The following is a 24,821-nucleotide window of genomic DNA, read 5'->3' as shown; positions in this document are numbered from 1 at the left end:
CTAGACAGCCCGATTACAACAAGGCGCGATCATGGAACACATTGATTCAATTCTGGGTGAGCTCAAAGCTGCTCGTCAATTGATCGAGCGTGATGATGAGGGTTTTCTCGTTCCTACGTATGGCGGAACCAAGATTTCCGTTCCCGACTCTTATTTAGCAGACGATACCGGTCGATTGAAACAGGTTTTGAGGTTACTGCGAAAGGGAGCCACCCCTGAAATCGTATTAGCTTTCACGGCCGAAGCTGGATTTGGTCACCAGTGATTAAAGCGCGTCCGAGGTAGTTGAAAGCAAGACCACGGTTATCAGAAGTCTGCGCCTCACGACTACTGTATATGTGATGCGCCTCACATAAACGCCGCACATTAGGCAATAAAAAAGGGCTACGCAGTTGCGTAACCCTTTGAATTCGTTGGTGGCCTGGGGCGGAATCGAACCACCGACACGCGGATTTTCAATCCGCTGCTCTACCGACTGAGCTACCAGGCCAACGAAGTCCGCAACTATACACAATTTTTTGACCTTGTGCAGGCGAATCCCCAAAAAAAGTGCCAGACCGACAAAAAACATGTGTAAATCAGCTTTACTAAGGGATAACCCTTGGCTGTATAATTTTCATCTACCTCATGTTACAAATGCGTCGTGCTCCGCCTGACGGCGCTTATTTCTGTATCCCATGTCCGTAGCTGTTCTTGCGTTCGGTCTGAATCACACGTCTGCGCCCGTAGCGGTGCGCGAACGGGTGTCTATGCCCGTCGATTTGGTGCGGCCGGCATTAGAGGGCCTGCGGTCGGCATTTGGCGGGGCGGTGCGCGAGGCGGCGATTCTGTCGACCTGTAATCGCACCGAGGTCTATTGTGCGGCGGACGCGCACGTAGCCGAGCACTTGCCCGTGTGGCTGGCCGACCATAACCGCCTCGAGGCGGGGGCGCTCAGTCCTCACTTGTATCGCCACCAGCAGGACGATGCCGTGCGCCATGCGTTCCGTGTGGCCAGCGGGCTCGATTCGATGGTGCTGGGCGAGCCGCAGATTCTGGGGCAGATGAAAGACGCGGTGCGTGCCGCCGGCGAGGCCGGCTCGTTGGGCACGTTGCTGCATCAGCTGTTCCAGCGCACATTCTCCGTTGCTAAAGAGGTCCGGTCGCAGACCGAGATCGGCGCGCATTCGGTATCGATGGCGGCGGCTGCGGTGCGACTGGCCGAACGCGTGTTCGGCAATCTGGATCAGGCGCGCACGCTGTTTATCGGCGCAGGCGAGATGATCGACCTGTGTGCGACGCACTTTGCGGCGCAGCGCCCGCGCAGCATGATGGTGGCCAATCGTACGGCAGAGCGCGCCGAGGCCTTGGCCGGAAAATTCTCGGCCAGCACGATGAAGCTCGTCGATCTGCCCGATCGCCTGGCGGAATTCGACGTCATTGTTTCCTGTACGGCCAGCTCCCTGCCCATATTGGGTCTGGGGCTGGTCGAGCGCGCGACGCGCCAGCGCCGTCACCGTCCGATGGTGATGATCGATCTGGCGGTGCCGCGCGATATCGAGCCCGAAGTCGGCCGGCTCGATGACGTGTATCTGTATTCTGTTGATGACCTGGGCCGCCTGGTACAAAGCGGTACCGATGCCCGCCGTGCTGCGGTGGTACAAGCCGAGGCCATCATCGAAACGCGTGTCCAGGGCTTTATGCACTGGATGCAGTCGCGCGAAGTCGTGCCCGTGATCCGCGACCTGCATCAGGCCGCCGAGGACGTGCGCGCCGCAGAGCTCGACCGCGCCCGCCGCATGTTGGCGCGTGGCGAGTCGCCCGAGGCCGTGCTGGAGCAGTTGGCACACGGCCTCACTCAGAAATACTTGCACGGCCCGTTGGCGGCACTGAACCGCAGCGAAGGCGACGAGCGCAAGCAATTGCTCGCCTGGATGCCGCGCCTGTTCCCGGGTCGTGATACGCGCCGTTAGCGCTGCTGCCGCAATGCCCGCCTCTCGGCGGGCGTTCGCTTTTCGGGCGCCCGCGTTTCGCTAATCCCCTTTTGTCCCTTTGGTATCCGTATATGAAATCTTCCATGCGCAGTCGGCTGGAACAGTTGTCTCACCGCCTCATCGAGGTGGACGCACTGTTGGCCGAACCCGAAACCGCTGCCGATATGGAACGCTTTCGCAAACTATCGCGCGAGCGCGCAGAGCTCGAGCCTGTTGCATCGGCATTTGGGCAGTTTGCACGGACGGAAGACGATCTGGCGACCGCGCAGGACATGCTGAGCGATCCCGACCTGAAGTCCATGGCCGAGGAAGAAATCAAAACGGCCAAGGATCGTCTGGAAGTCCTGGAAAGCGAGCTGCAGTTGCTGCTGCTGCCGCGTGACCCCAACGACGGCCGCAGCTTGTTCCTGGAAATCCGCGCGGGCACGGGCGGTGACGAGAGCGCGCTATTTTCCGGTGATCTGCTGCGCATGTATTCACGCTATGCCGAACAACGCGGCTGGCGCGTCGAACTGATGTCGGAAAGCCCCTCAGAGCTGGGCGGCTACAAGGAAGTGATCGCACGCATCGACGGCGATGGTGCCTACGGACGGCTGAAATTCGAGTCGGGGGCGCATCGCGTGCAACGCGTGCCCGCCACCGAGGCCCAAGGCCGCATTCATACCTCGGCATGCACCGTGGCGGTGATGCCGGAGGCCGATGAGATGGGCGAGATCATCATCAATCCCTCTGATCTACGTATCGACACGTTCCGCGCCAGCGGCGCTGGTGGGCAGCACATCAACAAGACCGATTCTGCCGTGCGCATCACGCACTTGCCGACGGGCCTGGTAGTGGAGTGTCAGGATGACCGCTCGCAGCATCGCAACAAAGACAAGGCCATGCAGGTACTGGCCGCGCGCCTGAAAGACCGTGAATTGCGTGAACGCCAAAGCAAAGAGGCCGCAGAGCGCAAGAGCCTGGTGGGCTCGGGAGATCGTTCCGAGCGCATTCGCACGTACAATTTCCCACAAGGTCGTGTGACCGATCACCGCATCAACCTGACGTTGTACAAGCTGCAGCAAATCATGGAAGGCGATTTGGAAGAATTAACCGGCACACTCATCGCCGAACACCAGGCCGAGTTGTTGGCGGCGCTGGGAGACGAGGTTTAACGTGAGCCGCCCCATCCTGCAAACCCTGTTGCGGGACGCGCGCTTGCCGCGGCTGGAGGTGCGCATGCTGCTCGAGCACGTGCTGCATAAACCGCGCGCGTGGATGCTGGCGCACGACACCGATCCGATCGAGTCCTGGCAGGCTCAGCAATATCAGACTCTCGTCACGCGACGGCTCGCTGGCGAACCCATGGCATATCTGGTGGGGCATCGCGAATTCATGGGACACGATTTCGCGGTGACGCCGGACGTGCTGATTCCACGGCCAGAAACGGAGCTATTGGTTGAGACGGCCCTGGCCTGGCTCGCCGATCGTCCCGAATCCGCCGTGCTGGATTTAGGCACAGGCAGCGGCGTGATTGCCGTGTCCATCGCGCTCGGAGCACCGCAAGCCACAGTCACTGCCACGGATATCAGCGCGACTGCGTTGCAGATGGCCGTGCGCAATGCCGCGCGTTTGACCGCGCGCGTGGACTTCGCGCAAGGCAGTTGGTATGAGGCCTTGCCGCCCCGCGCCCGCTACGACTTGATCGTCTCCAACCCGCCGTATATTTCCCGTGATGACGAACACCTGGGGCAGGGCGATCTGCGGTTTGAGCCTCGTGGCGCATTGACAGACGGCGCCAACGGCCTGCGTGATTTGACCACCATCGTGAACGGCGCAGTCGACCGGTTGCGTCCGGGGGGCGAGCTGTGGATGGAGCACGGCTGGGACCAGGCGCAGGCCGTGCGGCAATTGCTGATGGATGCCGGCTTCAAGAACGTCACCAGTCTGCGCGACCTTTCGGGAATCGAGCGAATTTCTGGCGGGTCTCTATAATGGATTTATCCGAATTTTCGAGAAACCCCGCGCCAGCATCAGGGGCTGCGATGAGGTACCACTTCTTTCCAGCTATCCCCTGAGGCCAAAGCCCACGCCACATCGTTTTGCGGCACAGTATTCAGGACGTGGGGCAATCCATCCGTTTTACATGTTTGTGAGATCACCATGAGCGACGTACAAGAATTCATCCGCGACACCGTAACCCAGCACCCCGTGGTGTTGTTCATGAAGGGCACGGCCCAGTTTCCCCAATGTGGCTTTTCCGGTCGCGCCATTCAGATCCTGAAAGGCTGTGGCGTCAAGAAGCTGATCACCGTCAACGTGCTCGAGGATGACGAAGTCCGCCAGGGCATCAAGGAATACTCCAACTGGCCCACCATCCCGCAGCTGTACGTCAGCGGCGAATTCATCGGTGGCTCGGACATCATGACCGAGATGAACGAAAACGGCGAGTTGAAGACCTTGCTGGACCAGTCCGGCGCAACGGCCTGATTATCTGCGCATCCCGTGGCGCCAGCCCAAGGTTCATTGCGTGCTGGCGCTGCGCCCTGATTGCTTGACCGTCCTCAGAGGCCGGCAGGTTGACATCTCATGTCGACAGCCGCGCGATCCCTCTTTACTCGCGCACGATGTGGCAGCCGAGCCAACCCTTCTCATGGGCCAGTCCGATAGCGATTTTGGTCGCGCCCGTAGGCGACCAAAATTGCAGCCCTGCAAGATCTTCGGTTCTGAAAAAACGGTGTCCCACGAAGCCTAAGCAAGCAGCCCGTCCCAGCGATCATACGATTGAAGTTGCTGTGAGTTGATGCGGGGCAGTGGCCGCGTTGGGGCGCCTCGGCGTCGAGCGAGGGAAACCGAAGGAGCGCAGCGACGAGGTTGACGAAGCGGTGTCGGCCGCGTAGGCGGCCGACCGACGCCGCGAAGCCCCAACGCGGCCACTGCCTCGCATCAACGTCCAGAAGAAACTCAACCGCTCGGCAGGAAGCACCCCTGCGCCGCATCCAGAGGAATCTCAAACCCTCACCGAAACCAACCCTTCCGCGTCCGAAACCTGCCGACCTCCGTCATCAGCAGACATGAGTCACCACGGAGGGAGAGGAAATCGAACTCAAGCAGCCAACAACACCGGCGGCTTTGGATAAGTCTTCTGGTAGTGCACCGTAAACGTCCTGAACGCAGCCAACGCCTTCTCAGGATCATGCCCAGGCTTGACCAAAAAGCTATCAAACCCCACACGCGCCTGATAGTGAATCGTATCGATCATCACATCCCCGATCGCACGCAATTCACCCTGCCATCCATGACGCGTCCGCAACAACTGCGCCAGCGAATAACCCCGCCCGTCCGTATAGATCGGAAAATCAATCGCAATAAATGCGAGACCCGCCTCATCAACACGGCCATCTTCGCCAATCAACTCCTGCAATTTAGAGGCAGGCGACAATAGCACCGCAACCGGATGCTGCCGCTGACGCAACGTATCGCGCTGCGCCGTCCAGAGCGCCAACGGAACAATCCATCCCGGCTCATCCGCCGGCAACGCAACTGCCGCATCAGCAGCGGTCGCCTGCGCGTCCTCACCAGCGGCCTCTTCAGCAGCCGGCGCAAAAACACGCCCATCGTTAACCTGCAATTGGCCGTGGCGAATCAGGCGGGCAACATTGTCATCCGCAGAAATGAGATCAGACATGAGCCACCTCACGAGCTGCCGGCGCGGCCTTGGCCACGGCGGGATCGGAATACACGTCGTCCTTGAACGGGGCGATACCCACGCGGTCGACGACATCAATAAAACGCTCCACGTCGCTGTCACGCAATCGCAGATAAGTCTGGATCAAACGCTCGACGACATCAGGCACCTGCTCGCGAGCAAACGACGGCCCGATGATGCGGCCAATCGCTGCCCCGCCACCCCGTGTGGACTGCAGATCCGGCAACGGTTTGGCTGCGCCATTTTGGCGTCCACCCAAAGTGACCTGGTACCACTCTTCGCCGTTCTTATCGACGCCCAGAATGCCGATATGGCCGACGTGGTGATGGCCACAGGCGTTGATACAGCCCGAGATATTCAGATCGAGCTCGCCGATTTCGAACAGATAATCCAGATTGTCAAAACGCGCCTGAATGGCTTCGGCGACCGGAATCGACACGGCATTGGCCAAGGCGCAGAAATCGCCGCCCGGGCACGAGATGATGTTGGTCAGCAACCCGATATTGGGCGTAGCCATGTTCAACGCGCGCAGTTCTTCCCAGAGAGAGAACAGCTGTGAGCGGCGCACATCGGCCAGCACCAGGTTTTGCTCATGCGAGACGCGAACCTCGCCGTAGCCATAACGCTCGGAGAGATCGGCGACGGCATCCATCTGGTCGGCGGTGATATCGCCAGGTGGCACACCTGTGGGCTTCAGTGACAGCGTCACGGCAGCATAGCCAGCGACCTTGTGGTCACGCACGTTCTTTTGCAGCCAGCGGGCAAACGCGGGGTGTGCGGCGGCATGCATTTCGGTGGGATCCGGCTCGCCCGCGACAGCGTGGTCATAGTCGGGCCACGTAAAGCGCTGCGCAATAGTGTCGACGTATTCCTGGGTCAACGTATCGGGGCCGCCCTTGATGAGTTGCCATTGCTCATCGACCTGCTCGGCATAGACCTCGGGTTTGAGTTCCTTGACCAGAATTTTGATACGCGCCTTGTACTTGTTGTCGCGTCGGCCATGCAGGTTGTAGACGCGTAATGCCGCTTGCAGATACGTCAGCAGATGCTGCCATTCGACAAACGGATTGATCAGATGGCCCACCATCGGAGTACGGCCCAGGCCGCCACCGACCCAGACACGGAAACCGAGTACGCCATCGCGTTCGACAGCCTGCAGACCGATGTCGTGCACGCCGACTGCGGCGCGGTCTTCCTCGGCGCCACTGACGGCGATCTTGAATTTACGCGGCAGAAATGCGAACTCCGGATGCAGCGTCGACCATTGGCGAATGATCTCGCACCATACGAGCGGATTGACCAACTCGTCGGGGGCAACGCCCGCAAAATGATCGGAAGTGGTGTTGCGTATGCAATTGCCACTGGTCTGGATGGCGTGCATTTGCACCTTGGCCAGTTCTGCCAGAATCGTCGGCACGTCTTCGAGTTTGGGCCAGTTGAACTGTATATTCTGGCGCGTGCTGAAGTGGCCGTAGCCACGGTCCCAGGTGCGGGCAATATGAGCCAGCGTGCGCAATTGGCGCGCGGCCAGCAGGCCGTACGGAATCGCGATGCGCAGCATCGGCGCATGACGCTGAATGTACAGGCCGTTTTGCAGGCGCAGGGTGCGGAAATCGTCTTCGGTTAGCTGACCATCAAGAAAACGCTGCGTCTGGTCGGTGAACTGCGCGACACGTTGTTCTACAAGCTGTTGATCGACAGGGTCGTACACATACATGGCAAGTTGCCCTATTGGGGCGCCCGTTGGGGCGTAATGGAACCACTGACAACAAACGACGCTTAAGGCATGACAATAAACGTCGCGGACGCAAAAGCGCGCCGCCAAGCGGCGCCGCTACATGCTATGTACATAACCGTAACAGGCGATATCCTCGGCTGTCTAAGTCATTTTTGTTATAAGAATAGAAGCTGGCCGAGGACTGATAGGGTCAATCTGTGGTGCCAGACGCTTGCGGTTGGCAGGGGGCGAACTTTCCGCTTTCAGGGTCGCGCAGGAACAACAGGCCGGTGGCGACACCAAAGTAGGCGCCGTGCAGTTCGATTTTGCCGGCTTCGACGCGTCGGCGGATCGACGGAAAGGTCTGCAGGTTGCGCAAGCTGTGTTCGACCACGGCCCATTCCAGACGCTGGACATCCACGGTGCGGTCGCCGGTGCGCGGCAGCGCATCGGCCACGGGTGTGATCTGCGACATCCATTTGCCGACAAAGTCGATCTTGGTCAGCGGTTCGGCATCATCGAACACCGCACGCACGCCGCCGCATGAGGCGTGGCCGAGCACGACGATGTGCTTGACGTTCAGCGCATTGACGGCGAATTCGATGGCTGCACTGGTGCCGTGATAGGACGAGGACTCGGCATCGCCCTCGTAGGGGGGGACCAGATTGGCCACGTTGCGGATGACGAACATCTCGCCGGGGCCGGCGTCAAAGATGACCTCGGGTGACACTCGAGAATCACAACAGCCGATCAGCAGGATTTCGGGATTCTGGCCTGATTCGCCCAGGTCTTCGTAGCGTTTGCGTTCGTTGTGAAAGCGGCCCTCCAGAAAAGCCTGATAGCCGTCAGTAAGTCGTTTGGGGAACATAGAACATCCTTGTTGTTATGGCGCACGCACGCCGTTATTTTCCCACAGCACGCTTACAACTAGCCTGCAGTCAGTCATGTCCCCAGTTATTGGGCCTGGATTTCCTTGGCGCTAAAACGGGTGAAATCCGTCGTGGTCGGCGTCTGGGACTGCCAGCTGTCGCCTGGGGCGAGAGGGGTATCGCGGCGGCCTGTGACGCGGCCGATTTCCTTGCCCTGGGCGTCGTATAGCGCATAGGTGACCGACAGGCCGGTGATGGCGGTATCACGATGATTGGAGACCGTGCTGGTAATGATCCAGACGCCGTCGGCTTGGCGAGTGGCGCCCAGGTCCTGGATCGATACGCCGTGCGGCAGGCTGCTCTGTGCTGAAGCGCCGATGCTGCTCAGGGATAACAGCAGGGAGGCGAGATACTTTCTCATGGCAATCTCCTCGCCGCGGGAGCGGCTGGGTTCTTGCCGTAAGTTAAGGGCGGCCCGCCGATGATGCAATGGCCGATTGTGTGAGGAGTTTGCTATTTGCAATGCTCCAATGGCGGGCGCGGGGAGGTTGCTATACCGTCGCGACAGGTGTCACCGGTGAGCCGACCGCGTGCGGCAGCCGCAACGGCGGCGCGGTCAGCATGAAACGGTGCCGGCCGTTGCTATGCAGCCATTCGGCCAGATCCTTCAGGTACCACAGCTCTGCCAGGGGCAGGCCCAGTTTGAACAGGCAGTGATGATGCAGTGGCAGCATCGCGCGGGGGCCTTGGCGGTCACGGGCGGGATAGGCCTCGACGGCATAGTTATCGGCGCAGATGGCCGTGATGCCGCTGTCGGTGATCCATTGCAGCAACGCTGCATCGGTGCCGTCCAAGGCTGCACCATAGGTGTGCAACACGTCGGCGTCGGGCTGGCCGGCCATCTCGATGATTTTTTCTGCGTAGCCGGTGCGCAGGACCAGCATGTCGCCGGATTCGATCGTGATGTTGTCGGCCTGTAAAACTTGCATAAGCTCGGCATGGCCGATCAAGGTGCGTCCGGTACCGAAGTGGCGGGCCAGATCGACCAGCACACCGCGCCCTTGGATACCTTTTTGCGCCAGGTTTTCGATACCGAGCTTCAGGGCTGCCGAAGGACCGCCGCTGTTGCAGCCGCAGCCGGCATGGTCGCCGTCGGCCGGCCCGACGATGTCTACGCCGGCGCGGTAGCCGTTGTAGTAGCAGAGCTCGGCGCGGCCGTCGCCGTCCGCATCGAACAGGGCGCCGACGTGTGCCAGGGAATCCCATTGGGTGGAGTACTGCATCGACAGCAGCACCTGGTCGTCGCTGAGGACGTCCACCGCGTCAGGGTTCAGATTGCGCAGCGGAAAGTTCAGGTAAGGCGTGTCTTGCAATCGCGTGGGGCTCAACTGCGGCGGATGGCGCCGCGGGTTCAGGACGTTGCCGCCGGGCAGATCCAGGGGCAGCGACAGGCAGAACGTTTTGCCTGCCTGGATTTCGCGAGCGCCTTTGAGGACCTGAGCTTCGGTCAACAGATTGAGCCGGCCCAGTTGATCATCGGGGCCATAGTCGCCCCAGTTCGAGCCCTCGGGGCGTTGTTTCCAGCGTTGCATAGACATGCCTCCCTGACTGGTTTATGCCGTGAGAAAGTCGACAAGCGCACGCGTGTAGGCTTGCGGTTGCTCCCAGTTGGCAATGTGCGAGGTGTTCAGTTCCACGTACTGAGCGCCTGCGATACCTGCCTGGAGTTCGCGGCCGTTTGCCGGCGTCGTCGCGGGGTCCTGGGTGCCGGCGATGACCAGGGTGGGAACCTTGATCTCGGACAGGCGCGCCCGCAGATCGGCATCACGCAAGGCCGCGCAGTTGGCGCTGTAGCCTTCGTTGGAGGTACGGCGCAGCATGTCGACCAGCACTTGGGTCAAGCCCGGCTGGGCGGCGCGGAAATCGTCCGTCAACCAGCGTTCGACCAAACCGGGCGCCATGTTTTCCAGGCCATTTTGCGCGACGGCCTCGATGCGGCTGGTCCAGCCTTCGGCGCTGCCAATGCGGGCAGCCGTGTTGGACAACACCAGCTTGCGCACGCGTTGTGGATGATCCAGTGCCAGTTGCAGGCCGGTGGGGCCACCCATCGACAGGCCGCAGAAGCTAGCCTGCTCGATATTCAGATGATCGAGCAGTTCGGCGACATCGCCCGCCAGTTGCGAGAACGTATATTCGCCCGCTGGGACGGATGATTTGCCGTGGCCGCGCGTGTCGTAGCGCACCACGCGAAAGTGTTGCGACAACTGCGGGATTTGGCGCGCCCACATGTCGGAACATGTGCCGAGTGAGTTGGAGAGCACCAGCACGGGCGCATCGGCAGGGCCGTCGATGACGTAGTACAGGCGGGCCTGGCTGAGATCAGCGTAAGACATATGAAAAATCCTGGGTGCTGTGGAAAGCGTGTCGGGCAATAGTCGATGCGTGCGGACTACAGCATCAATTCGCCGCCGACGTAGGCTTTGCGCCAACGTGTGATGGTGACGCGTTCGAACAGGTCGGCCTGGGCAAATGGATCTGCCGCAATAAAGGCCTCGGTTTCCGCACGGGTATCCAGATCGACCACATAGAGCCCACCGCCTGCATCGGAGCCATCGTCATTGAGCTTGGCGCCGCAAGCCAATAGCAGCGCTTTGTTGGCCGCCAGGTATTCCAGGTGGGCCGGGCGGTGTGCCTGGCGCACGGTTTGATGGTTCGGCTTGTCGAAGGTTTCGATGATGTAAGGCATGTGGGGCTCCGTGGTCGGTGGATTTAGATGGCCGAGGGGTGACGCGCCAGTGCCGTGACCTGAATATCCATGTACGGGAACAACGGCAGCGACGACAACAGTTGATGCAGCTCATCATTGTTTTCGACGTCGAAAATGCTGACGTTGGCGTAGCGGCCCACGACGCGCCACAGGCTGACCCATTTTCCATCGCGTTGCAGCTGTTGCGCCAGGGCTTTTTCGTCGGCCTTGAGTTTGTCAGCGCGCTCGGCAGGCATGTCTACGGGCAGGTTTACTTGCATTTGGACCATGAATAGCATGGCAGACTCCAATTAAAAACGTTTGATGCTGACTTATTGAGCGAATTTCAAAGGCAGGCCGGTCAGGCGCAGCAGCTCGTCGGCTGTGATGTCGCCGAACATGTCGATGACTTTGACCTCGCCATTGCGGATGTCAAAGACTGCCACGTCGGTATAGACACGCGAGACGCAGCGCACGCCGGTCAGCGGATAGGTGCACTCGGCAACCAATTTGCTCTGGCCATCGCGGGTGAGTAATTCCATCATCACAAAGACGTCTTTTGCGCCGATGGCCAAGTCCATCGCGCCGCCCACCGCGGGGATGGCATCCGGTGCACCGGTGTGCCAGTTGGCCAGATCGCCGTGTTGCGAAACCTGAAAAGCGCCGAGCACGCAGATATCCAGATGGCCGCCGCGCATCATGGCGAACGAATCGGCATGATGAAAGAACGAGCAGCCCGGCAACTCGGTGACGGGTTGCTTGCCGGCATTGATGAGGTCGTAGTCTTCTTCGCCTTTGGCGGGGGCGGGGCCCATGCCCAGCATGCCGTTTTCGGTGTGCAGGAGGACTTCGCGGTCGGTGGGCAGGTGATTGGCGACCAGCGTGGGCAGGCCAATCCCGAGGTTGACGTAGGCGCCTTCGGGAATGTCTTGCGCAACGCGGGCGGCAATCTGGTCGCGGTTCAGTTTGGTGCTCATTGTTGTTGCTCCTAGGCCGCCGGGGCGATTTTCACGACGCGTTGAACAAAGATGCCGGGGGTGACGACGGTCTCGGGGTCGAGTTCACCGAGTTCGACGGTTTCACGGACTTGAGCGACGGCGATGCGTGCGGCGCTGGCCATGATGGGGCCAAAATTACGTGCGGTTTTACGGTAGATCAGGTTGCCCCAGCGATCGCCGCGCTCGGCCTTGATCAGCGCGTAGTCGGCGTGCAGGGGGTATTCCAATACATAGTGGCGGCCGTTGATTTCGCGGGTCTCTTTGCCCTCGGCCAGTGGCGTGCCGTAGCCAGTGGGCGTAAAGAACGCGCCGATCCCGGCGCCTGCTGCGCGGATGCGTTCGGCCAGGTTGCCTTGCGGAACCAGTTCGAGCTCGAGCTTGCCGCTGCGATACAGGCCGTCAAACACTTGCGAGTCCGATTGGCGCGGGAACGAGCAAATGATTTTGCGTACACGGCCGGCCGCCAGCAATGCCGCCAGGCCGGTCGTACCGTTGCCTGCGTTGTTGTTGATGATGGTGAGATCTTTGGCGCCCTGTTCCAACAGGGCATCGATCAGTTCCATGGGCTGACCGGCGGTGCCGAAGCCTCCAATCATGACGGTGGCGCCGTCAGGTACGTCCGCCAAGGCGGCCGCCGCATTTGCAACGAGCTTTGAGATCATGGGGTGAGTCCGCAATAAAAAGGGCGTGTCATAATTTGTTCTTAATTAGAACTTTCGTTCTTTTGAAGAACATCGTTTCATGGTGACCGGGAGGTGTCAAGGCGGCAGCGCCAAACGTCTCACGGGGTGGATATCCGGATTTGCGCGGACAGGGTTACAGATATGGAAAACACTCAACAACCCAGTGACAGCTATGTGCAGTCGTTTGCACGCGGGCTGTCGGTGATCAGGGCATTCGGGCCGCAGCGGCCGCAGATGACCTTGTCGGAGGTTGCTGCGGCGTGTGGGCTGACGCGCGCGGGCGCGCGCCGTATCTTGTTGACCCTGGAGCACCTGGGCTATGTCGCTGTCGAAGGACGTCAGTTTTCCTTGACGCCGCGCATCCTGGAGCTGGGCTACTCCTATTTGTCGGCCACGCCCTTGTGGGATTTGGCCTTGCCCTATATGGAGGAAGTTGCCGAGGCGACGCGCGAATCGTGTTCGGTGTCGGTACTCGACGGCACGGATATCGTGTACATCCTGCGCCTGTCCATGCACAAGGTCATGAGCATCAATCTGGCCGTTGGCAGCCGCTTGCCCGCGTGGGTGACCTCGATGGGCCGTGTGCTGCTGGCGGGCTTGCCTGCCGCGGAACAAGACCGGGTACTGGCGGCCAGCGATATTCGGGCGCATACGGCGCACACGGTCACCAGCCTGGCCGAGTTGAAACGCATGCTGGCGCAAGTCCGTGCCGATGGCTATGCCTGTGTGGTGCAAGAGCTCGAGCCCGGTTTGCAATCGGTGGCCGTGCCCATCATGGATCGCACGGGCCGCGTGATTGGCGCGATGAACGTCAGTGGTCATGCAAACCGATACTCGCGCGAAGCCATGCTGGAGGCGTTTTTGCCGCCATTGCGTCACGCCGCGGATCAGATCAACCAGGCACTGCGGCGCCGTTAATGTTCGAGGCGCAGGCGCGGACGTCGGACGGCCCTGCGTCGCCGCGTGTGCGGCGTCGCGATGCAACGCCACGTACGTGACGCTGCGATATCTCTCGCGCAGCGCGGCATCGGGGGATGTCCGCGCGTACGTGGAGTCGCTGGGCATGGTGGCGGCCATGTGGCTGATCAATCAGATCGGCGCGACGCCGAGCGTGGTGCCGCCACATACATACAGCATCTGTCCGGTCACAAAGCCATTGTCGGGCGATAGAAAGAACATCGCAGCGCGCGCGACGTCTTCCGGTGTGCCGAGGCGTTTGACGACAATGCTGTTGATGATGCGCTGCGTTTGCGGGGCGCCATCGGGATTGCTGTTGCGGAACAGGTCAGTGGCAATCGGGCCCGGGCCGATCGCATTGACGGTGATGCCGTCGCCACCCAACTCCATGGCCAACGTGCGCGTCAGGCCCACCAGGCCAGCCTTGGTGGCCGAGTACACCACGCGATCGGGCTTGCCCAGCGCAGCGCGCGACGACATATTGACGATGCGGCCAAAGCCGGCCTCGCGCATGTCGGGTAATACGGCCTGTACCAGAATCATTGCGGTGCGCAGGTGGAGCGCGACGACATAGTCCAGGTCCGCCAGCGTGGCCGTATCGGCGGTGCCGGGGCGCGTCGCGCCTGCGTTGTTGACCAGGCCAACGATGGCGTGATCACGCGTGGCCTGAGCGGCGGCAGCTTTGGTTTGTGCTTCGTCAGTCAGATCGGCCTGGATCGATACCAGTCCCTCGGGCGCGCTATCGGGCAGGCGATAGTCGATGTTGACGACGCGGTGTCCAGCGTCGAGCAGAGCCCGCACAATAGCGGCGCCGATGCCGGCGCTGCCGCCGGTGACGAGATAAGCCTGGGGTTTCATAGTGGATTCCTCGGATCGGTCAGTGGGTCAGAATGCCCCAGCTCAGCACGGCGATGATCTCGATGATGCCGACCCAGATCATCATGATCACGGTGTAGCTCATCACGTCGCGCAGCTTCAGTTTCGACAGCGCCAAGGCCGGCAGAATCCAGAACGGCTGAACCAGGTCGTTCCAGGAGTTCCCCAGCATGACGGCCATCGAGGTCTGGCTGATCGAGCTGCCGATTTCCTTGGCGGCGTCGATCATGAAGGGGCCCTGGATCATCCAGTGGCCACCGCCCGAGGGCGCGAAGAAATTGATGAAGAACGAACTGATCAGGCCCCAGAACGGCAGCGTACCCGGCGTAGCCACGTCAACAAAAACGTGCGAGATGGTGTTCACCAGACCCGAGCCCGCCATGATGGCCATGATGCCGGCGTAGAACGGATACTGCAGAATGATGCCGGAGATCGTCTTGATGCCGTCATTCAGTTTGGCCACATAGGCGGCCGGCGTGCCCAGCAGCAATACACCCAGAAACAGGATAAAGAAGTTGATCAGGTTCAGGTCCAGCGAGCCGCCGTCTACGAAGTGAAACACGACGTAGGCCATGCCGAGCAACCCGATCAACAGGCTCAGGATGCGGCTGTTGTTGAGCTTGGAAGCAATGGTGTTTTGTTCGATCAGGTCGCTGCCTGGCGCGGGCTCGGTCGACTTGTCGATGGCCGGATCGACTTCGACGACTTTCTCGCCGGCGCGGGGATGCAGCCAGGCGTTGAGCAAGGGCAGCGTGACGATGATGATCAAGCTCGTGATCAGCATGGGCGCGGAGAAAATCGTTTCCGACAGCGGCACCGTACCCATCTGATTGACCAGGGGATGGCCGGGCGTGGCAACCAGCACCGGGATGCTGGCAGACAGGCCCAGGCCGTACATGGTAAAGCCGCTATAGGCCGCGGCGATGATCAAGGGGTAGTGCACGCCTTTGACTTTCAAGGCCAGTTTCTTGGCGACGATACCGCCGATGACCAGGCCAAAGCCCCAGTTCAGATAGCTGCCGATGCCGCCCACCAGCGTGGCCACGATGATGGCTGTGCGAGGCTGATGCACATGGCTGACGATACGGTTGAGCAGGCGATCGGTGAGCGGCGCGGTGGCCAGCACGTAGCCCATGGCCAGGATCACGGCCATTTGCGTCGTGAACGCCAAGAGGCTCCAGAATCCTTTGCCCCATTCACGGGTGATCTGGCCCAGGCTCTGACCCTCGATGCCCATGGCCATCAGCACCGTCAACAGCGTCAGCGCGATGGCGAACACAAAAGGATCGGGCAGATACTTGCGCATCAGCTCCGTAAAAAAGGACGTTAATTTATTCATGCTGCCTCTCCAACTCGCTCCGTAAGGCGTACTTAAAGGCAGAACCGATCATCAGGCGCTACAGGGCGTCCTGGATGCAAGGGTCTGCCGGGATTACATAAATCGATATGAGGGACAAGCCTTTACTGGGCTTGTCGTGTGTTCAGCCAGGCCACTAATTCACCCAGGGCTGCGCTTTTGTCGCGCAGTACTTGTTCGCGGCGCTCCGGCGGCCAGGCATAGAAACCCTGGCCGGTCTTGGCGCCGAGTTGACCGGAGGTGACTTTCTCTGTGAGCAATGCCGAGGGCGTGGTGCGGTTTTCCAGATCGGCGTACAGGTAGCTCGCAATGGCATGATGGACATCAATGCCGTTCATGTCGCGCTGCTCCAGCGGCCCGGACAGTGCCAGGCGGATGCCCAGGCTCCATTTCACGACTTCGTCGATGTCTTCGGCGCTGGCGATGCCTTGTTCCAGCAGCGAGATGGCTTCGCGGGCGAGGGCGTGTTGAATGCGGTTGGCGATAAAGCCCGGGATATCGCGATTGACCAGGACGGGGCGTTTGCCGCCGAATCTCAGCGTTGCCATCACACGCTCGACGGTTTCGGCCGAGGTGTCGTCATTGCGTACGACTTCGACCAGAGGGATGACATCGGCGGGGGTAAAGAAGTGCGTGCCCACAAAACGATCTCGCCGTGTTACGGCCTGGGCAATGGCGTTGATCGACAGGCCCGAGGTATTCGTCGCGAAGATCGTTTCGGGTTTGCAGAGCGTGTCCAGGCGAGCGAATGTGTCGCGCTTGAGCTCCAGTTTTTCCGGAATCGCTTCGATGACCAGGTCGCAGGCGCAGGCGGCCTCGAGGCCGGGATCCATGCGAATGCGGCGCCGTGTTTCGGCGATCGCTTCGGGGGCGTAGACGCCGAGTTGTCGATCAATGACACCGGCCGCGCGTTCGAGCGCGCCGGGTACGGGGTCGATCAAGACGACCTCAAGTCCTTTTGCTGCAAACAGGGCAGCGATGCCGCTGCCCATGGCGCCTGCGCCGACGACGGCCAGGCTCTGGATAGGAAAATCCATGTCGAAAGGCTCCGGAAGGCTCGCGCTCGGTGATGGGCGCGTCGGAGCACGTCTCATCCGAATACTGTTCCAGGCGCGGGCCAGGAATCATTGTTGTTCTATATACGAACATTTGTGCGTATATAGAATTTATTTAGGGATAGTACTAAGAATTTCGGGCGGACGCCAATGGGTCGGGATCGTCAGGGGCACGGCGATCATCAGAAGGGTCGAGCAGGCCGCCGGTGCGGGGCAACAATTTCATAAGCTAGAATTGCTAGCTATTCTCATTTAGATTGGTGGCCCTGCATCGGCCAGAACGAGTTGTCTATGAAGTTATCGATACTGTCTTTGTGCTGCCTGCTGGGCACAACCTGCGCTCATGCGCAAACTCCTGCTGCGGGTCAAATGCCGGGCACGCAGTTGGTGGGCGAGACGGTGGTGGACCATCCGTCCGAGTGGTATCAGTTTGAACGGCACCAGATCGACTCGGCCGATGGCAAGCGGCACTACCGCATCGAGATTTCGATTCCTCGCGCCGCCGTGCCGGCAGCAGGCTATTCCGTGCTGTACATGTTGGATGGCAACGCTGCGATGGCGACGTTGAAAGACGCGGACTTGGCGGCGCTGTCGCGCAGCGGGCATCCGCCTGTGCTGGTGGCGATTGGTTATGACGTGCCCACGCGCAACGATGTGGTGTCGCGCGCGTTCGACTACACGCCGCCCACATATGAAAATGGCCAGCGCGTGCAGCAAGAAGACGACCGTGGACGCGCCGGCGGCGGTGCCGATATTTTTCTGGAATACATCAAGGCGTCCATCAAGCCTCTGGTGCAGTCGCGCGTCAAAGTGGATCCGCAAAAGGAATACTTGTGGGGCCACTCCTATGGCGGGTTGTTCACCTTGCACACCTTGTATACGCAGCCGAATACCTTTGCACGCTATATCGTAGGAGACCCGTCGGCATGGTGGAATGATGGCGTGCTGGTCCGGGAGTGGCACGCGTTTGACGCGAATCAGGCGGCGGGCAAACGCATTGCGATTCTGGTTGGCACCAAGCCTCGCGATCCGAATCGGCCGATGCCGAATCTGCCGCGTGCAACGCCCGGCCGTGCGCCTATTGAAAACCCTCGTGCCGTCATCGGCGATATGGCGGATGGACTGCGCAAGGGCGGTGGCGATGTTACCTATGAGACCTTCCCGCAATATGGGCACGGCGAGATGATCCGTGTTTCGCTGGAGCGTGCATTAGAGGTTGCTGTGCAACCTTGAGGCGATGGGCGAAAGGCAGACGAGTCGGCACGACTGCCGGCATGTCTGTCCTTCGCGCGTTTGTCTGGATCGATGCGCGCTCGCCCTCGCTGACGCTAGGGGCGCGTTTCGATCATCCCGAGTTGCGCAGCCCCGCCGAGATGCCGTTGATGGTCAGGTGAATCGCACTGCGCACGCGTTTGTCGGGTTCTATTGCACCATCCTGTTGCGCGGCACGATAACGGCGGATCAGATCGATCTGCAGATAATTCAGCGGATCGATGTAGGCAAAGCGTTCGCGCAGCGAGGCCTGCAGGGCCGGGTTGTCCGCCAGCAGTTCCCGCTGTGTCAATAAACGCAGCATGGAGACAGTACGACCATGCTCTGTGCTGATCTGATTGAAAATGCGTTCGCGTAGTGCGCGGGCGGGCAACAGTTGTGCGTAGCGCGCCGCGATGGCCAGATCCGATTTGGCCAGCACCATCTCCATATTGGAGAGCAGGGTACGAAACGCGGGCCATTCGCGCGCCATCTCTCGCAATTGAGCGAGCCGGGCACGGCGCGAACGAGGCGCGCCGGTCGCGCCGGTCTCGAGATAGGATTCGATGGCAGAGCCCACGCCGTACCAGCCGGTCAGCATGAGACGGCATTGCGCCCATGAGAACCCCCATGGAATGGCGCGCAGCTCATCGATGTGCTGACCTTGTTTGCGCGAGGCAGGACGAGAGCCGATGTTCAGGCCGGCGATTTCCGTAATCGGCGTGGTCGCAAAGAAATACTCTGCAAAGCCGGGTGTTTCATAAACGAGGCCGCGATAGCTGCGTTGCGCCGTGTCCGACATGAATGACATGGCTGGTCCGTAGTGCGCCATATGGGCGTCTTCGGCACTGGCGGCAGCGGCACGAGGCGCCAGCGATGACTCCAGCGTGGCCGCCACCAGCAGTTCAAGGTGCCAGCGGCCTACCTCGGCGTCCTTGTATTTGCTCTGGATGACCTCGCCTTGTTCTGTCAGGCGCAGTTGCCCGGCGACAGTGCCCGGCGGCTGTGCCAGGATGGCATCAAAGCTCGAGCCGCCGCCACGGCCCACCGAGCCGCCGCGCCCGTGAAAGAGCCGCAGCCGCACGCGGCGCGCGCTGAACACATCGACCAGGGCGCGCTCGGCTTGATAGAGCGACCAGTTCGATGTGAGAAAACCGCCGTCCTTGTTGCTGTCGGAATAGCCCAGCATGACTTCCTGCGTGTCGTTCTGCGCATGTTTGACGCGCTCTCGCACCTCGGGCAGGTCCAGCCACGCCGCCATGATCTCGGGACCGCGTTCCAAGTCAGGAATGGTTTCGAATAACGGGACAACCATCAGGCCATCCTGGGGCTCGATGTTCTGATCGGGCGCCGTCGTCAAGCCGGTTTCTTTTTGCAGCACCAGGACCTCGAGCAGGTCGCTCAGGGTCTCGGTGTGCGACACAATCGTTTGCTGCACCGCTTGTTTGCCATAGCGTGCGCGGCCTGCGGCGGCAGCGCGCAAAATGGCCAACTCGCGCGTCGTTTCCTCGCTGTAGGTGATCCAGGGCGATGCCAGAGGCCGGGCCTGGGCCAATTCGGATCGCAGCAACGCCACGCGTGCGTCTTCGTCGAGTTGGCTGTAATCGACCGGCTTGCCATCGTGCTGTGTGCCGGCACGGGTGAACAGTTCGGTGAGCACACGTTCATGCACGTCTGAGCTTTGACGCAGATCGACCGTCGCCAGATGAAACCCGAAGACCTCGACGGCCTGCTGCAAGCCGCTCAAATGCAGCCGGGCGATCGGCGCGCCGTGGTTGGCAGACAGCGATGAAGCAATAACGGCCAGATCGTTGGCCAGCTCGCGCGGTGCGTTGTATGGCGGCGCCGGATGGGTGACGCGGCGAGCCAGATCGCGGCCGGTCAGTTGCTGAGCCGTCGCTGCCAGGCGGGCATAGATGCCTACCAGCGCGCGGCGGTAGGGCTCGTCCCGGCGGTGAGCCGAATCATCGCCGCCGGCATCGGCCAAAGTCCGCAAGTCCGAGTCCGCATCGATCAGCAGCGTGGTGATCGACAGTTCTGCGCCCAGCGCATGGACCTCTTGCAGATAGTATTCAAACAGCACGGTGGCCTGTCGCAATAATGCGAGTTCCAGCGTGCTTGCATCGACATTGGGATTGCCGTCGCGATCGCCGCCGATCCAGCTGCCCATGCGTAGAAAAGGCTCCAACGGGGCCGGTGGCGCGGCAAAGGGCTTGACCGGGTCGCGCGCCAGCAGGCGGGACAGGTCCGAGTACACCCGCGGGATGACGTTCAGGAACGTGCTGCGGTAGTACGACAAGGCATTCTCGATCTCGTCGGCCACGGTCAGCCGTGTGTAACGCAGCATGCGCGTTTGCCACAGTGTGGCGATACGCCCCAGCAGGACCAGGTCCAGATCGGCGATCTCCTGGCCAGTCAACGGCCCCTCGCGCTGCATGAGCGCTGTTGAGATTTCCCGGTGCACGTCCAGAGTGCTCTTGCGCTGCACTTCGGTCGGGTGGGCTGTCAGCACAGGCATGAGGCAGGCCTCGGACAGCAAACGGCGGATGTGAGCGGGGCTGACGCCCTGCGCCTCCAACAGGCTGACGGCCTCGCGCAGGCTGCCACGCGCCGGCGCCTCGCTGGCCAAGGCGTGCTCGCGTTGCGCGCGGTTCTGGTCGCGATCTTCGGCGATATTGGACAAATGCAGGAAATAACTGAACGCCCGGGCCACTGAGTTCGGATCGTTGCCGCGCAGCCGTTTCACCCGTTGTTCCAGCAGCTTGCCATCGGCCTTGTTGCCCTCGCGCCGAAAGCGTACGGCTGTGCGGCGCAGGGTTTCGATCGTGTCGAACACCCGTTCGCCCTCACAGGCTTGGATGACTTCACCTAACAAACGCCCCAGCAATCGGATATCGTGACGTAAGGGTTCAGCAGTATCAGACTGCGGGCGGATGGCTTTCATAGGCAGGTGATCCGTCGGGCAAAGGGTGAGTTGAGAATTCGGGCCGATCGCAAAAACAATGAGGCTATGGATGCAAATCATTTTACGCAGCATCCGTGGCAAATAACCCTATTCTGGAAATGGGATATTTGGGCGTGGTGTTGCGCTGATTTTGCTCATCCTGTTGCCGTTGGTTGGCGCGTGGTGTCATACATGCTGCGCCACGTGTTGCGGTACAGTTTCTGCTCGGGCGCTTTGCCCGGTAACGAATTTGAAAGTGTTTATGCAAAATCATCAACGACGCGCACTGGTCCTGTTTTCCGGCGGCCAGGACTCCACGACTTGTCTGGCCTGGGCGTTGGATCGCTATGCCCACGTCGAGACGGTTGCGTTCGACTATGGGCAACGCCATCGCATCGAGCTGGATGCGCGGCTGCGTGTGTTGAGTGAGTTGCGGGCGCAGTTTCCCGATTGGGCGCAACGTCTGGGCGAGGATCATTTGTTGGATCTACGGGTGTTGGGCCAGGTCGGCGATACGGCAATGACCAGCGACCGCGCCATCGAGATGCAGGAAAACGGCTTGCCCAATACCTTCGTGCCTGGACGCAATTTGCTGTTCCTGACGCTGGCTGCCGCATTGGGCTATCGCCGTCAATTAGACGTACTGGTGGGCGGCATGTGCGAAACCGATTTTTCGGGCTATCCAGATTGCCGTGATGACACGATCAAGGCGCAGCAGGTCGCATTAGGCCTGGGCCTGGGCTCGCGCGTGACGATCGAAACGCCATTGATGTGGATCGACAAGGCAGATACCTGGGATCTGGCACAGCAACTCGGCGGCCAGGCGCTGGTCGATATTGTGGTCGAGCAGAGCCACACCTGCTATCTGGGTGAGCGTGGCGCCCGCCATGCCTGGGGCTATGGTTGCGGGACGTGTCCCGCATGCGCGTTGCGCAAAGCCGGTTGGGAGCGTTGGCAGGCGCGATAAGCGTCAAGCAAACCGTCTTAGTAAAGACGCTGATTGCAATGTCCCCGCTGAAGCTGATATGTTTAAACCTAAACTATCTTGCCGGCGCATGTAGGTCGTGGTCGTGGCGGTAAGTGTTCAGGTGGTTCTAACGCTGATCTTTAGCCAGCCTCAGAGGGACTTTCGACATGAATACTGCCGCCGGCGCGCAGCCTTGGCATCCGTCATCCCGTACGACGTATACGGTGCTTTTCGTGTGTTTTCTGGCCATCCTGTTCGAGGGATACGACGTGGGCGTCATGGGCGCCGTGCTGCCGTCGATGGCCGATGACCGCAACTGGAATCTGACGCCGCTCGAGTTGGGGGCGCTCAGCAGCTATGCCTTGGTCGGGATGTTCTTTGGCGCTTTCATGGTGGGCACCTTGAGCGAAATGCTGGGCCGGCGCCGCATGCTGCTGCTGTGCGTCTCGGTATTTTCCTTGACGATGGTGGGCGCGGCGTTGGCGCCGACGCCTTGGTTTTTTGGGGTGATGCGCTTTATTGGCGGCCTGGGGTTGGGCGGTGTGATCCCGGTGGCAGCGGCATTGACGGTGGAGTATTCGCCCGTGCATCGCCGCAGCTTCAACTATGGGCTGATGTACTCGGGGTATTCGATTGGCATTCTTTGCGCTGCGTTGATCGCGATGTGGTTGTTGCCCTCCATGGGCTGGCGCGGTGTGATCGGATTGGGAGTGGTTCCATTGATCCTGGTCCCCTTCATGGCGCGCCTGTTGCCCGAGTCGATCGAGTATCTGCAGGGATGCGGCCGTATCCAGGAGGCTCAGGCATTGGCGGCGGCAAAGGGCGAGGGCGTGTGGCGCCAGCCTGATGCCGGCTTGTCAACGCAGGCACGTACGTCGTGGCGCGAGGTGGTCAAAATCATCTTCTCCCGTGACTACATTCGCGCGACGGCGTGTTTCTGGATCGCTCTCTTTTTGGGTTTGCTGCTGGTCTATGGCCTGAATACCTGGCTGCCTTCGATCATGCGTAAAAACGGCTATGACCTGGGCTCCAGCTTGTTGTTCCTGGTGGTTTTCAGCCTGACTTCGGCAGTGGGCGGTTTGTTTCTAGGCAGTGTGGCCGACAAGCTGGGCGTGCGCGGTACGGTGGCCGTGTTTTACCTGATAGGCGCGGCGGCGATCGGCGCGTTGCTGTTCGGTAATTCGCTGGTGATCAACTACACGCTGGTGGGCTTGGCGGGCGTGGGCAGCGTGTCCGCATCGTTGATTTTGACGGGCTACATCGCGGGCTATTATCCGGCGCATATCCGTGCTGCCGCCACAGGCTGGGCACTGAGTTTCGCTCGCGTTGGTGCGATGGCCGGGCCCATGGTCGGGGGCTACGTGGCAGGCTCGGGGTTGAGTTTCTCGTGGAATTTCATGGTGTTCGCGGCGGCTGCTCTGGTCGCGGCAATCGCGGTAATCCTGTTGCCGGGAACCAAGCGCAAGGCCCTCGCTGTCGGGGACGTCACGCCGGCAAAGGCCTGATGATTTTGCGATGCCAGGCGCACCATGACAGTGCTCAGGTCTGCCGTGCCTGGCTGCGGTGGGCCGTGCGTCCAAAGCGCAGATACAGCCATACAGACGCCCCTAGAATCACGCTCGATAGTATCAGCGAGACGGTCATGGCAGCGCGTGGTCCCTGCCAGGCAATCAACTGCGCGTAGGCAACGGGCGCCGCAGCGGTCAATATAAAACTGGGGACCAGCAGGCGGCCGACCAGCGTGCCGTAGATGCGATAGTCGAACAAGGCCAGGGGCAATGTTCCGCGCGTAATCGTGAGCAGGCCATTGCATGCGCCATACAGGCAGGTATAGATAGCGGCCGCCACAGGATGGCTGGCTGCCAGGCCGGCCAGAAAGCACCACGGCATGACGATCGTCGTCAACAGATTCAAGGTCAGTGGCGGCAGGCGCGCGCCGAACAACAATTCCAGCAGGCGTGCGCTGACCTGGCCGATTCCCCACAGCGAGGCTATACCCACCACCACCGATGCCAGCAATCCCAGATCCGTCAGCATCGCAATCATATGCGTGGCGTTGGCCGCTGTCAGAAAAGTGGTCAGCATGGTGATCACGGCATAGAGGCTTTGCGCCAGACGCTGGTCGGCACGAGTACGGGCCAGCCCCTCATGCTGTGTCGAGTGGGTATCACCGGTGTAACGAGCGCGAGGCAATATCCAATACAAGGGCAGCGTCAGCAGCGACAGGCCCGCATAGACCAGCACCGCACCGCGCCAGCCCAGCAGTTGCGCCAGCCATTGGCCAACGGGCCACATGACGGTCGAGGCCAACCCGCCGAACAGTGTGATCTGCGACATCGCCCGCCGGGCTTGCGGCCCGCCGATGCGCGCGAGTGTCGCGAAGGCGGCATCGTAGAGCGATAGCCGCATGCCTATGCCCAGTGCAACCCAGGCTGCGTAGTACGGCAGGGTCGAATGGGAAAGCGACAACAGGGCGCAGCCTATCGCCGTCAGTATCGCGCCCACGGGCATGACGCGTTGGCCACCCCAACGGTCAATCGCGCGCCCAGCGGCAGGCGAGGTGAGGGCCATCACGATGATGGCCAGCGAAAACCCGCCAAACAGACGCGCGGCGCTCCAGCCCAGATCGGCCTGCATGGCAGGCCCGAAATTGCTGATCAGGTAAAACGACACGCCCCAATTGATGAGCTGGGTGACGCCCAGGCACATGACGGCCCGGGTAGCAATGACGGGTGCCATG

At 60.8% G+C, this 24,821-nt stretch carries 24 protein-coding genes and 1 tRNA gene; 9 read left to right on the top strand and 16 right to left on the bottom strand.

The window, feature by feature from the left end:
• Nucleotides 1-31: 31 nt before the first annotated feature.
• The gene (locus ACYVI2_RS08885) at nt 32-265 is read left to right on the top strand and encodes a hypothetical protein (protein ID WP_415818794.1); all 234 of its coding nucleotides are present in this window, start codon (nt 32-34) and stop codon (nt 263-265) included.
• Between the two features lie 149 nt (nt 266-414).
• On the opposite strand, the gene ACYVI2_RS08880 is transcribed toward ACYVI2_RS08885, so the two are convergent.
• Nucleotides 415-490, bottom strand: a tRNA-Phe gene (locus ACYVI2_RS08880).
• Nucleotides 491-677: 187 nt separating this feature from the next.
• Here ACYVI2_RS08880 and hemA point away from each other — a divergent pair.
• The 4 genes from hemA (at nt 678) to grxD (ending at nt 4,442) form a co-directional block, all read left to right on the top strand.
• A complete protein-coding gene (hemA, locus tag ACYVI2_RS08875; protein ID WP_415818793.1) occupies nt 678-1,952 on the top strand; it encodes a glutamyl-tRNA reductase in 1,275 nt (424 codons plus the stop codon).
• A gap of 92 nt (nt 1,953-2,044) precedes the next feature.
• Complete coding sequence (prfA, locus tag ACYVI2_RS08870) at nt 2,045-3,127, top strand: peptide chain release factor 1 (protein ID WP_415818792.1); 1,083 nt, start codon at nt 2,045-2,047, stop codon at nt 3,125-3,127.
• A gap of 1 nt (nt 3,128) precedes the next feature.
• On the top strand, nt 3,129-3,947 hold the full coding sequence (prmC, locus tag ACYVI2_RS08865; RefSeq protein WP_415818791.1) for a peptide chain release factor N(5)-glutamine methyltransferase: 819 nt from the start codon (nt 3,129-3,131) through the stop codon (nt 3,945-3,947).
• Nucleotides 3,948-4,115: 168 nt separating this feature from the next.
• Nucleotides 4,116-4,442, top strand: coding sequence for a Grx4 family monothiol glutaredoxin (grxD, locus tag ACYVI2_RS08860; RefSeq protein ID WP_415818790.1), 327 nt, complete (start codon nt 4,116-4,118; stop codon nt 4,440-4,442).
• Between the two features lie 616 nt (nt 4,443-5,058).
• Here the strand turns inward: grxD and ACYVI2_RS08855 are convergent.
• The 10 genes from ACYVI2_RS08855 to ACYVI2_RS08810 all read right to left on the bottom strand — a co-directional run bounded on the left by ACYVI2_RS08855 (nt 5,059) and on the right by ACYVI2_RS08810 (nt 12,653).
• Nucleotides 5,059-5,640 carry a DUF934 domain-containing protein gene (locus ACYVI2_RS08855; protein WP_415818789.1) on the bottom strand — a complete coding sequence of 194 codons (582 nt, stop codon included), beginning with the start codon at nt 5,638-5,640 and terminating at the stop codon, nt 5,059-5,061.
• Nucleotides 5,633-7,378, bottom strand: coding sequence for a nitrite/sulfite reductase (locus ACYVI2_RS08850; RefSeq protein ID WP_415818788.1), 1,746 nt, complete (start codon nt 7,376-7,378; stop codon nt 5,633-5,635). Before ACYVI2_RS08850 ends, ACYVI2_RS08855 begins: the two co-directional genes overlap by 8 nt.
• A 211-nt stretch (nt 7,379-7,589) precedes the next feature.
• Complete coding sequence (locus ACYVI2_RS08845) at nt 7,590-8,246, bottom strand: carbonic anhydrase (RefSeq protein ID WP_415818787.1); 657 nt, start codon at nt 8,244-8,246, stop codon at nt 7,590-7,592.
• A gap of 86 nt (nt 8,247-8,332) precedes the next feature.
• Nucleotides 8,333-8,668 (bottom strand): FxLYD domain-containing protein, encoded by a 336-nt coding sequence (locus ACYVI2_RS08840; RefSeq protein WP_415818786.1) that lies wholly within the window; start codon nt 8,666-8,668, stop codon nt 8,333-8,335.
• 130 nt (nt 8,669-8,798) lie between these two features.
• Nucleotides 8,799-9,839 carry a cyclase family protein gene (locus ACYVI2_RS08835; RefSeq protein ID WP_415818785.1) on the bottom strand — a complete coding sequence of 347 codons (1,041 nt, stop codon included), beginning with the start codon at nt 9,837-9,839 and terminating at the stop codon, nt 8,799-8,801.
• A 21-nt stretch (nt 9,840-9,860) separates the two neighbouring features.
• Nucleotides 9,861-10,640 (bottom strand): 3-oxoadipate enol-lactonase, encoded by a 780-nt coding sequence (pcaD, locus tag ACYVI2_RS08830; protein WP_415818784.1) that lies wholly within the window; start codon nt 10,638-10,640, stop codon nt 9,861-9,863.
• Between the two features lie 56 nt (nt 10,641-10,696).
• Nucleotides 10,697-10,993 (bottom strand): YciI family protein, encoded by a 297-nt coding sequence (locus ACYVI2_RS08825; protein WP_415818783.1) that lies wholly within the window; start codon nt 10,991-10,993, stop codon nt 10,697-10,699.
• A 23-nt stretch (nt 10,994-11,016) separates the two neighbouring features.
• Nucleotides 11,017-11,292: a muconolactone Delta-isomerase gene (gene catC / locus ACYVI2_RS08820; protein WP_094823793.1), complete on the bottom strand. Its 276-nt coding sequence runs from the start codon at nt 11,290-11,292 to the stop codon at nt 11,017-11,019.
• A gap of 33 nt (nt 11,293-11,325) precedes the next feature.
• Nucleotides 11,326-11,970 carry a 3-oxoacid CoA-transferase subunit B gene (locus ACYVI2_RS08815; protein WP_415818782.1) on the bottom strand — a complete coding sequence of 215 codons (645 nt, stop codon included), beginning with the start codon at nt 11,968-11,970 and terminating at the stop codon, nt 11,326-11,328.
• Nucleotides 11,971-11,981: 11 nt separating this feature from the next.
• The gene (locus ACYVI2_RS08810) at nt 11,982-12,653 is read right to left on the bottom strand and encodes a 3-oxoacid CoA-transferase subunit A (RefSeq protein ID WP_415818781.1); all 672 of its coding nucleotides are present in this window, start codon (nt 12,651-12,653) and stop codon (nt 11,982-11,984) included.
• A 162-nt stretch (nt 12,654-12,815) separates the two neighbouring features.
• Here ACYVI2_RS08810 and ACYVI2_RS08805 point away from each other — a divergent pair, with 162 nt between their 5' ends.
• The gene (locus ACYVI2_RS08805) at nt 12,816-13,592 is read left to right on the top strand and encodes an IclR family transcriptional regulator (RefSeq protein ID WP_415818780.1); all 777 of its coding nucleotides are present in this window, start codon (nt 12,816-12,818) and stop codon (nt 13,590-13,592) included.
• A gap of 171 nt (nt 13,593-13,763) precedes the next feature.
• Here the strand turns inward: ACYVI2_RS08805 and ACYVI2_RS08800 are convergent, their stop codons facing one another.
• The 3 genes from ACYVI2_RS08800 to ACYVI2_RS08790 form a co-directional block, all read right to left on the bottom strand.
• Nucleotides 13,764-14,489 carry an SDR family NAD(P)-dependent oxidoreductase gene (locus tag ACYVI2_RS08800; RefSeq protein ID WP_415818779.1) on the bottom strand — a complete coding sequence of 242 codons (726 nt, stop codon included), beginning with the start codon at nt 14,487-14,489 and terminating at the stop codon, nt 13,764-13,766.
• Nucleotides 14,490-14,508: 19 nt separating this feature from the next.
• A complete protein-coding gene (locus ACYVI2_RS08795; protein WP_415818778.1) occupies nt 14,509-15,846 on the bottom strand; it encodes a short-chain fatty acid transporter in 1,338 nt (445 codons plus the stop codon).
• A 122-nt stretch (nt 15,847-15,968) separates the two neighbouring features.
• Nucleotides 15,969-16,901 (bottom strand): 3-hydroxyacyl-CoA dehydrogenase family protein, encoded by a 933-nt coding sequence (locus ACYVI2_RS08790; protein WP_415818777.1) that lies wholly within the window; start codon nt 16,899-16,901, stop codon nt 15,969-15,971.
• 309 nt (nt 16,902-17,210) lie between these two features.
• Between ACYVI2_RS08790 and ACYVI2_RS08785 the strand changes: the two genes are divergently transcribed.
• Complete coding sequence (locus tag ACYVI2_RS08785) at nt 17,211-18,152, top strand: alpha/beta hydrolase (protein ID WP_415818776.1); 942 nt, start codon at nt 17,211-17,213, stop codon at nt 18,150-18,152.
• 112 nt (nt 18,153-18,264) lie between these two features.
• On the opposite strand, the gene ppc is transcribed toward ACYVI2_RS08785, so the two are convergent.
• Nucleotides 18,265-21,114: a phosphoenolpyruvate carboxylase gene (ppc, locus tag ACYVI2_RS08780; protein WP_415818775.1), complete on the bottom strand. Its 2,850-nt coding sequence runs from the start codon at nt 21,112-21,114 to the stop codon at nt 18,265-18,267.
• Nucleotides 21,115-21,376: 262 nt separating this feature from the next.
• On the opposite strand from ppc, the gene queC reads away from it, so the two are divergent.
• Together queC and ACYVI2_RS08770 are read left to right on the top strand one after the other, a co-directional pair.
• A complete protein-coding gene (queC, locus tag ACYVI2_RS08775; protein ID WP_415818774.1) occupies nt 21,377-22,081 on the top strand; it encodes a 7-cyano-7-deazaguanine synthase QueC in 705 nt (234 codons plus the stop codon).
• Nucleotides 22,082-22,248: 167 nt separating this feature from the next.
• On the top strand, nt 22,249-23,586 hold the full coding sequence (locus ACYVI2_RS08770; protein WP_415818773.1) for an MFS transporter: 1,338 nt from the start codon (nt 22,249-22,251) through the stop codon (nt 23,584-23,586).
• A gap of 34 nt (nt 23,587-23,620) precedes the next feature.
• Here the strand turns inward: ACYVI2_RS08770 and ACYVI2_RS08765 are convergent, their stop codons facing one another.
• Nucleotides 23,621-24,820 (bottom strand): MFS transporter, encoded by a 1,200-nt coding sequence (locus ACYVI2_RS08765; protein ID WP_415818772.1) that lies wholly within the window; start codon nt 24,818-24,820, stop codon nt 23,621-23,623.
• Between the last annotated feature and the right edge of the window lies 1 nt (nt 24,821).

The organism is Bordetella tumbae, from assembly GCF_054780995.1.
The sequence above is the reverse complement of the archived record's forward strand: the minus strand, read 5'-3'. Positions and strand labels throughout refer to the sequence as shown.

Bases quoted from the DNA above. Each gene is read 5' to 3' on its own strand.
- ACYVI2_RS08885 (WP_415818794.1), top strand. From the start codon at position 32: ATGGAACACATTGATTCAATTCTGGGTGAGCTCAAAGCTGCTCGTCAA.
- hemA (WP_415818793.1), top strand. From the start codon at position 678: ATGTCCGTAGCTGTTCTTGCGTTCGGTCTGAATCACACGTCTGCGCCC.
- prfA (WP_415818792.1), top strand. From the start codon at position 2,045: ATGAAATCTTCCATGCGCAGTCGGCTGGAACAGTTGTCTCACCGCCTC.
- grxD (WP_415818790.1), top strand. From the start codon at position 4,116: ATGAGCGACGTACAAGAATTCATCCGCGACACCGTAACCCAGCACCCC.
- ACYVI2_RS08855 (WP_415818789.1), bottom strand. From the start codon at position 5,640: ATGTCTGATCTCATTTCTGCGGATGACAATGTTGCCCGCCTGATTCGC.
- ACYVI2_RS08850 (WP_415818788.1), bottom strand. From the start codon at position 7,378: ATGTATGTGTACGACCCTGTCGATCAACAGCTTGTAGAACAACGTGTC.
- ACYVI2_RS08845 (WP_415818787.1), bottom strand. From the start codon at position 8,246: ATGTTCCCCAAACGACTTACTGACGGCTATCAGGCTTTTCTGGAGGGC.
- ACYVI2_RS08840 (WP_415818786.1), bottom strand. From the start codon at position 8,668: ATGAGAAAGTATCTCGCCTCCCTGCTGTTATCCCTGAGCAGCATCGGC.
- ACYVI2_RS08835 (WP_415818785.1), bottom strand. From the start codon at position 9,839: ATGCAACGCTGGAAACAACGCCCCGAGGGCTCGAACTGGGGCGACTAT.
- pcaD (WP_415818784.1), bottom strand. From the start codon at position 10,640: ATGTCTTACGCTGATCTCAGCCAGGCCCGCCTGTACTACGTCATCGAC.
- ACYVI2_RS08825 (WP_415818783.1), bottom strand. From the start codon at position 10,993: ATGCCTTACATCATCGAAACCTTCGACAAGCCGAACCATCAAACCGTG.
- catC (WP_094823793.1), bottom strand. From the start codon at position 11,292: ATGCTATTCATGGTCCAAATGCAAGTAAACCTGCCCGTAGACATGCCT.
- ACYVI2_RS08815 (WP_415818782.1), bottom strand. From the start codon at position 11,970: ATGAGCACCAAACTGAACCGCGACCAGATTGCCGCCCGCGTTGCGCAA.
- ACYVI2_RS08810 (WP_415818781.1), bottom strand. From the start codon at position 12,653: ATGATCTCAAAGCTCGTTGCAAATGCGGCGGCCGCCTTGGCGGACGTA.
- ACYVI2_RS08805 (WP_415818780.1), top strand. From the start codon at position 12,816: ATGGAAAACACTCAACAACCCAGTGACAGCTATGTGCAGTCGTTTGCA.
- ACYVI2_RS08800 (WP_415818779.1), bottom strand. From the start codon at position 14,489: ATGAAACCCCAGGCTTATCTCGTCACCGGCGGCAGCGCCGGCATCGGC.
- ACYVI2_RS08795 (WP_415818778.1), bottom strand. From the start codon at position 15,846: ATGAATAAATTAACGTCCTTTTTTACGGAGCTGATGCGCAAGTATCTG.
- ACYVI2_RS08790 (WP_415818777.1), bottom strand. From the start codon at position 16,901: ATGGATTTTCCTATCCAGAGCCTGGCCGTCGTCGGCGCAGGCGCCATG.
- ACYVI2_RS08785 (WP_415818776.1), top strand. From the start codon at position 17,211: ATGAAGTTATCGATACTGTCTTTGTGCTGCCTGCTGGGCACAACCTGC.
- ppc (WP_415818775.1), bottom strand. From the start codon at position 21,114: ATGAAAGCCATCCGCCCGCAGTCTGATACTGCTGAACCCTTACGTCAC.
- queC (WP_415818774.1), top strand. From the start codon at position 21,377: ATGCAAAATCATCAACGACGCGCACTGGTCCTGTTTTCCGGCGGCCAG.
- ACYVI2_RS08770 (WP_415818773.1), top strand. From the start codon at position 22,249: ATGAATACTGCCGCCGGCGCGCAGCCTTGGCATCCGTCATCCCGTACG.
- ACYVI2_RS08765 (WP_415818772.1), bottom strand. From the start codon at position 24,820: ATGGCACCCGTCATTGCTACCCGGGCCGTCATGTGCCTGGGCGTCACC.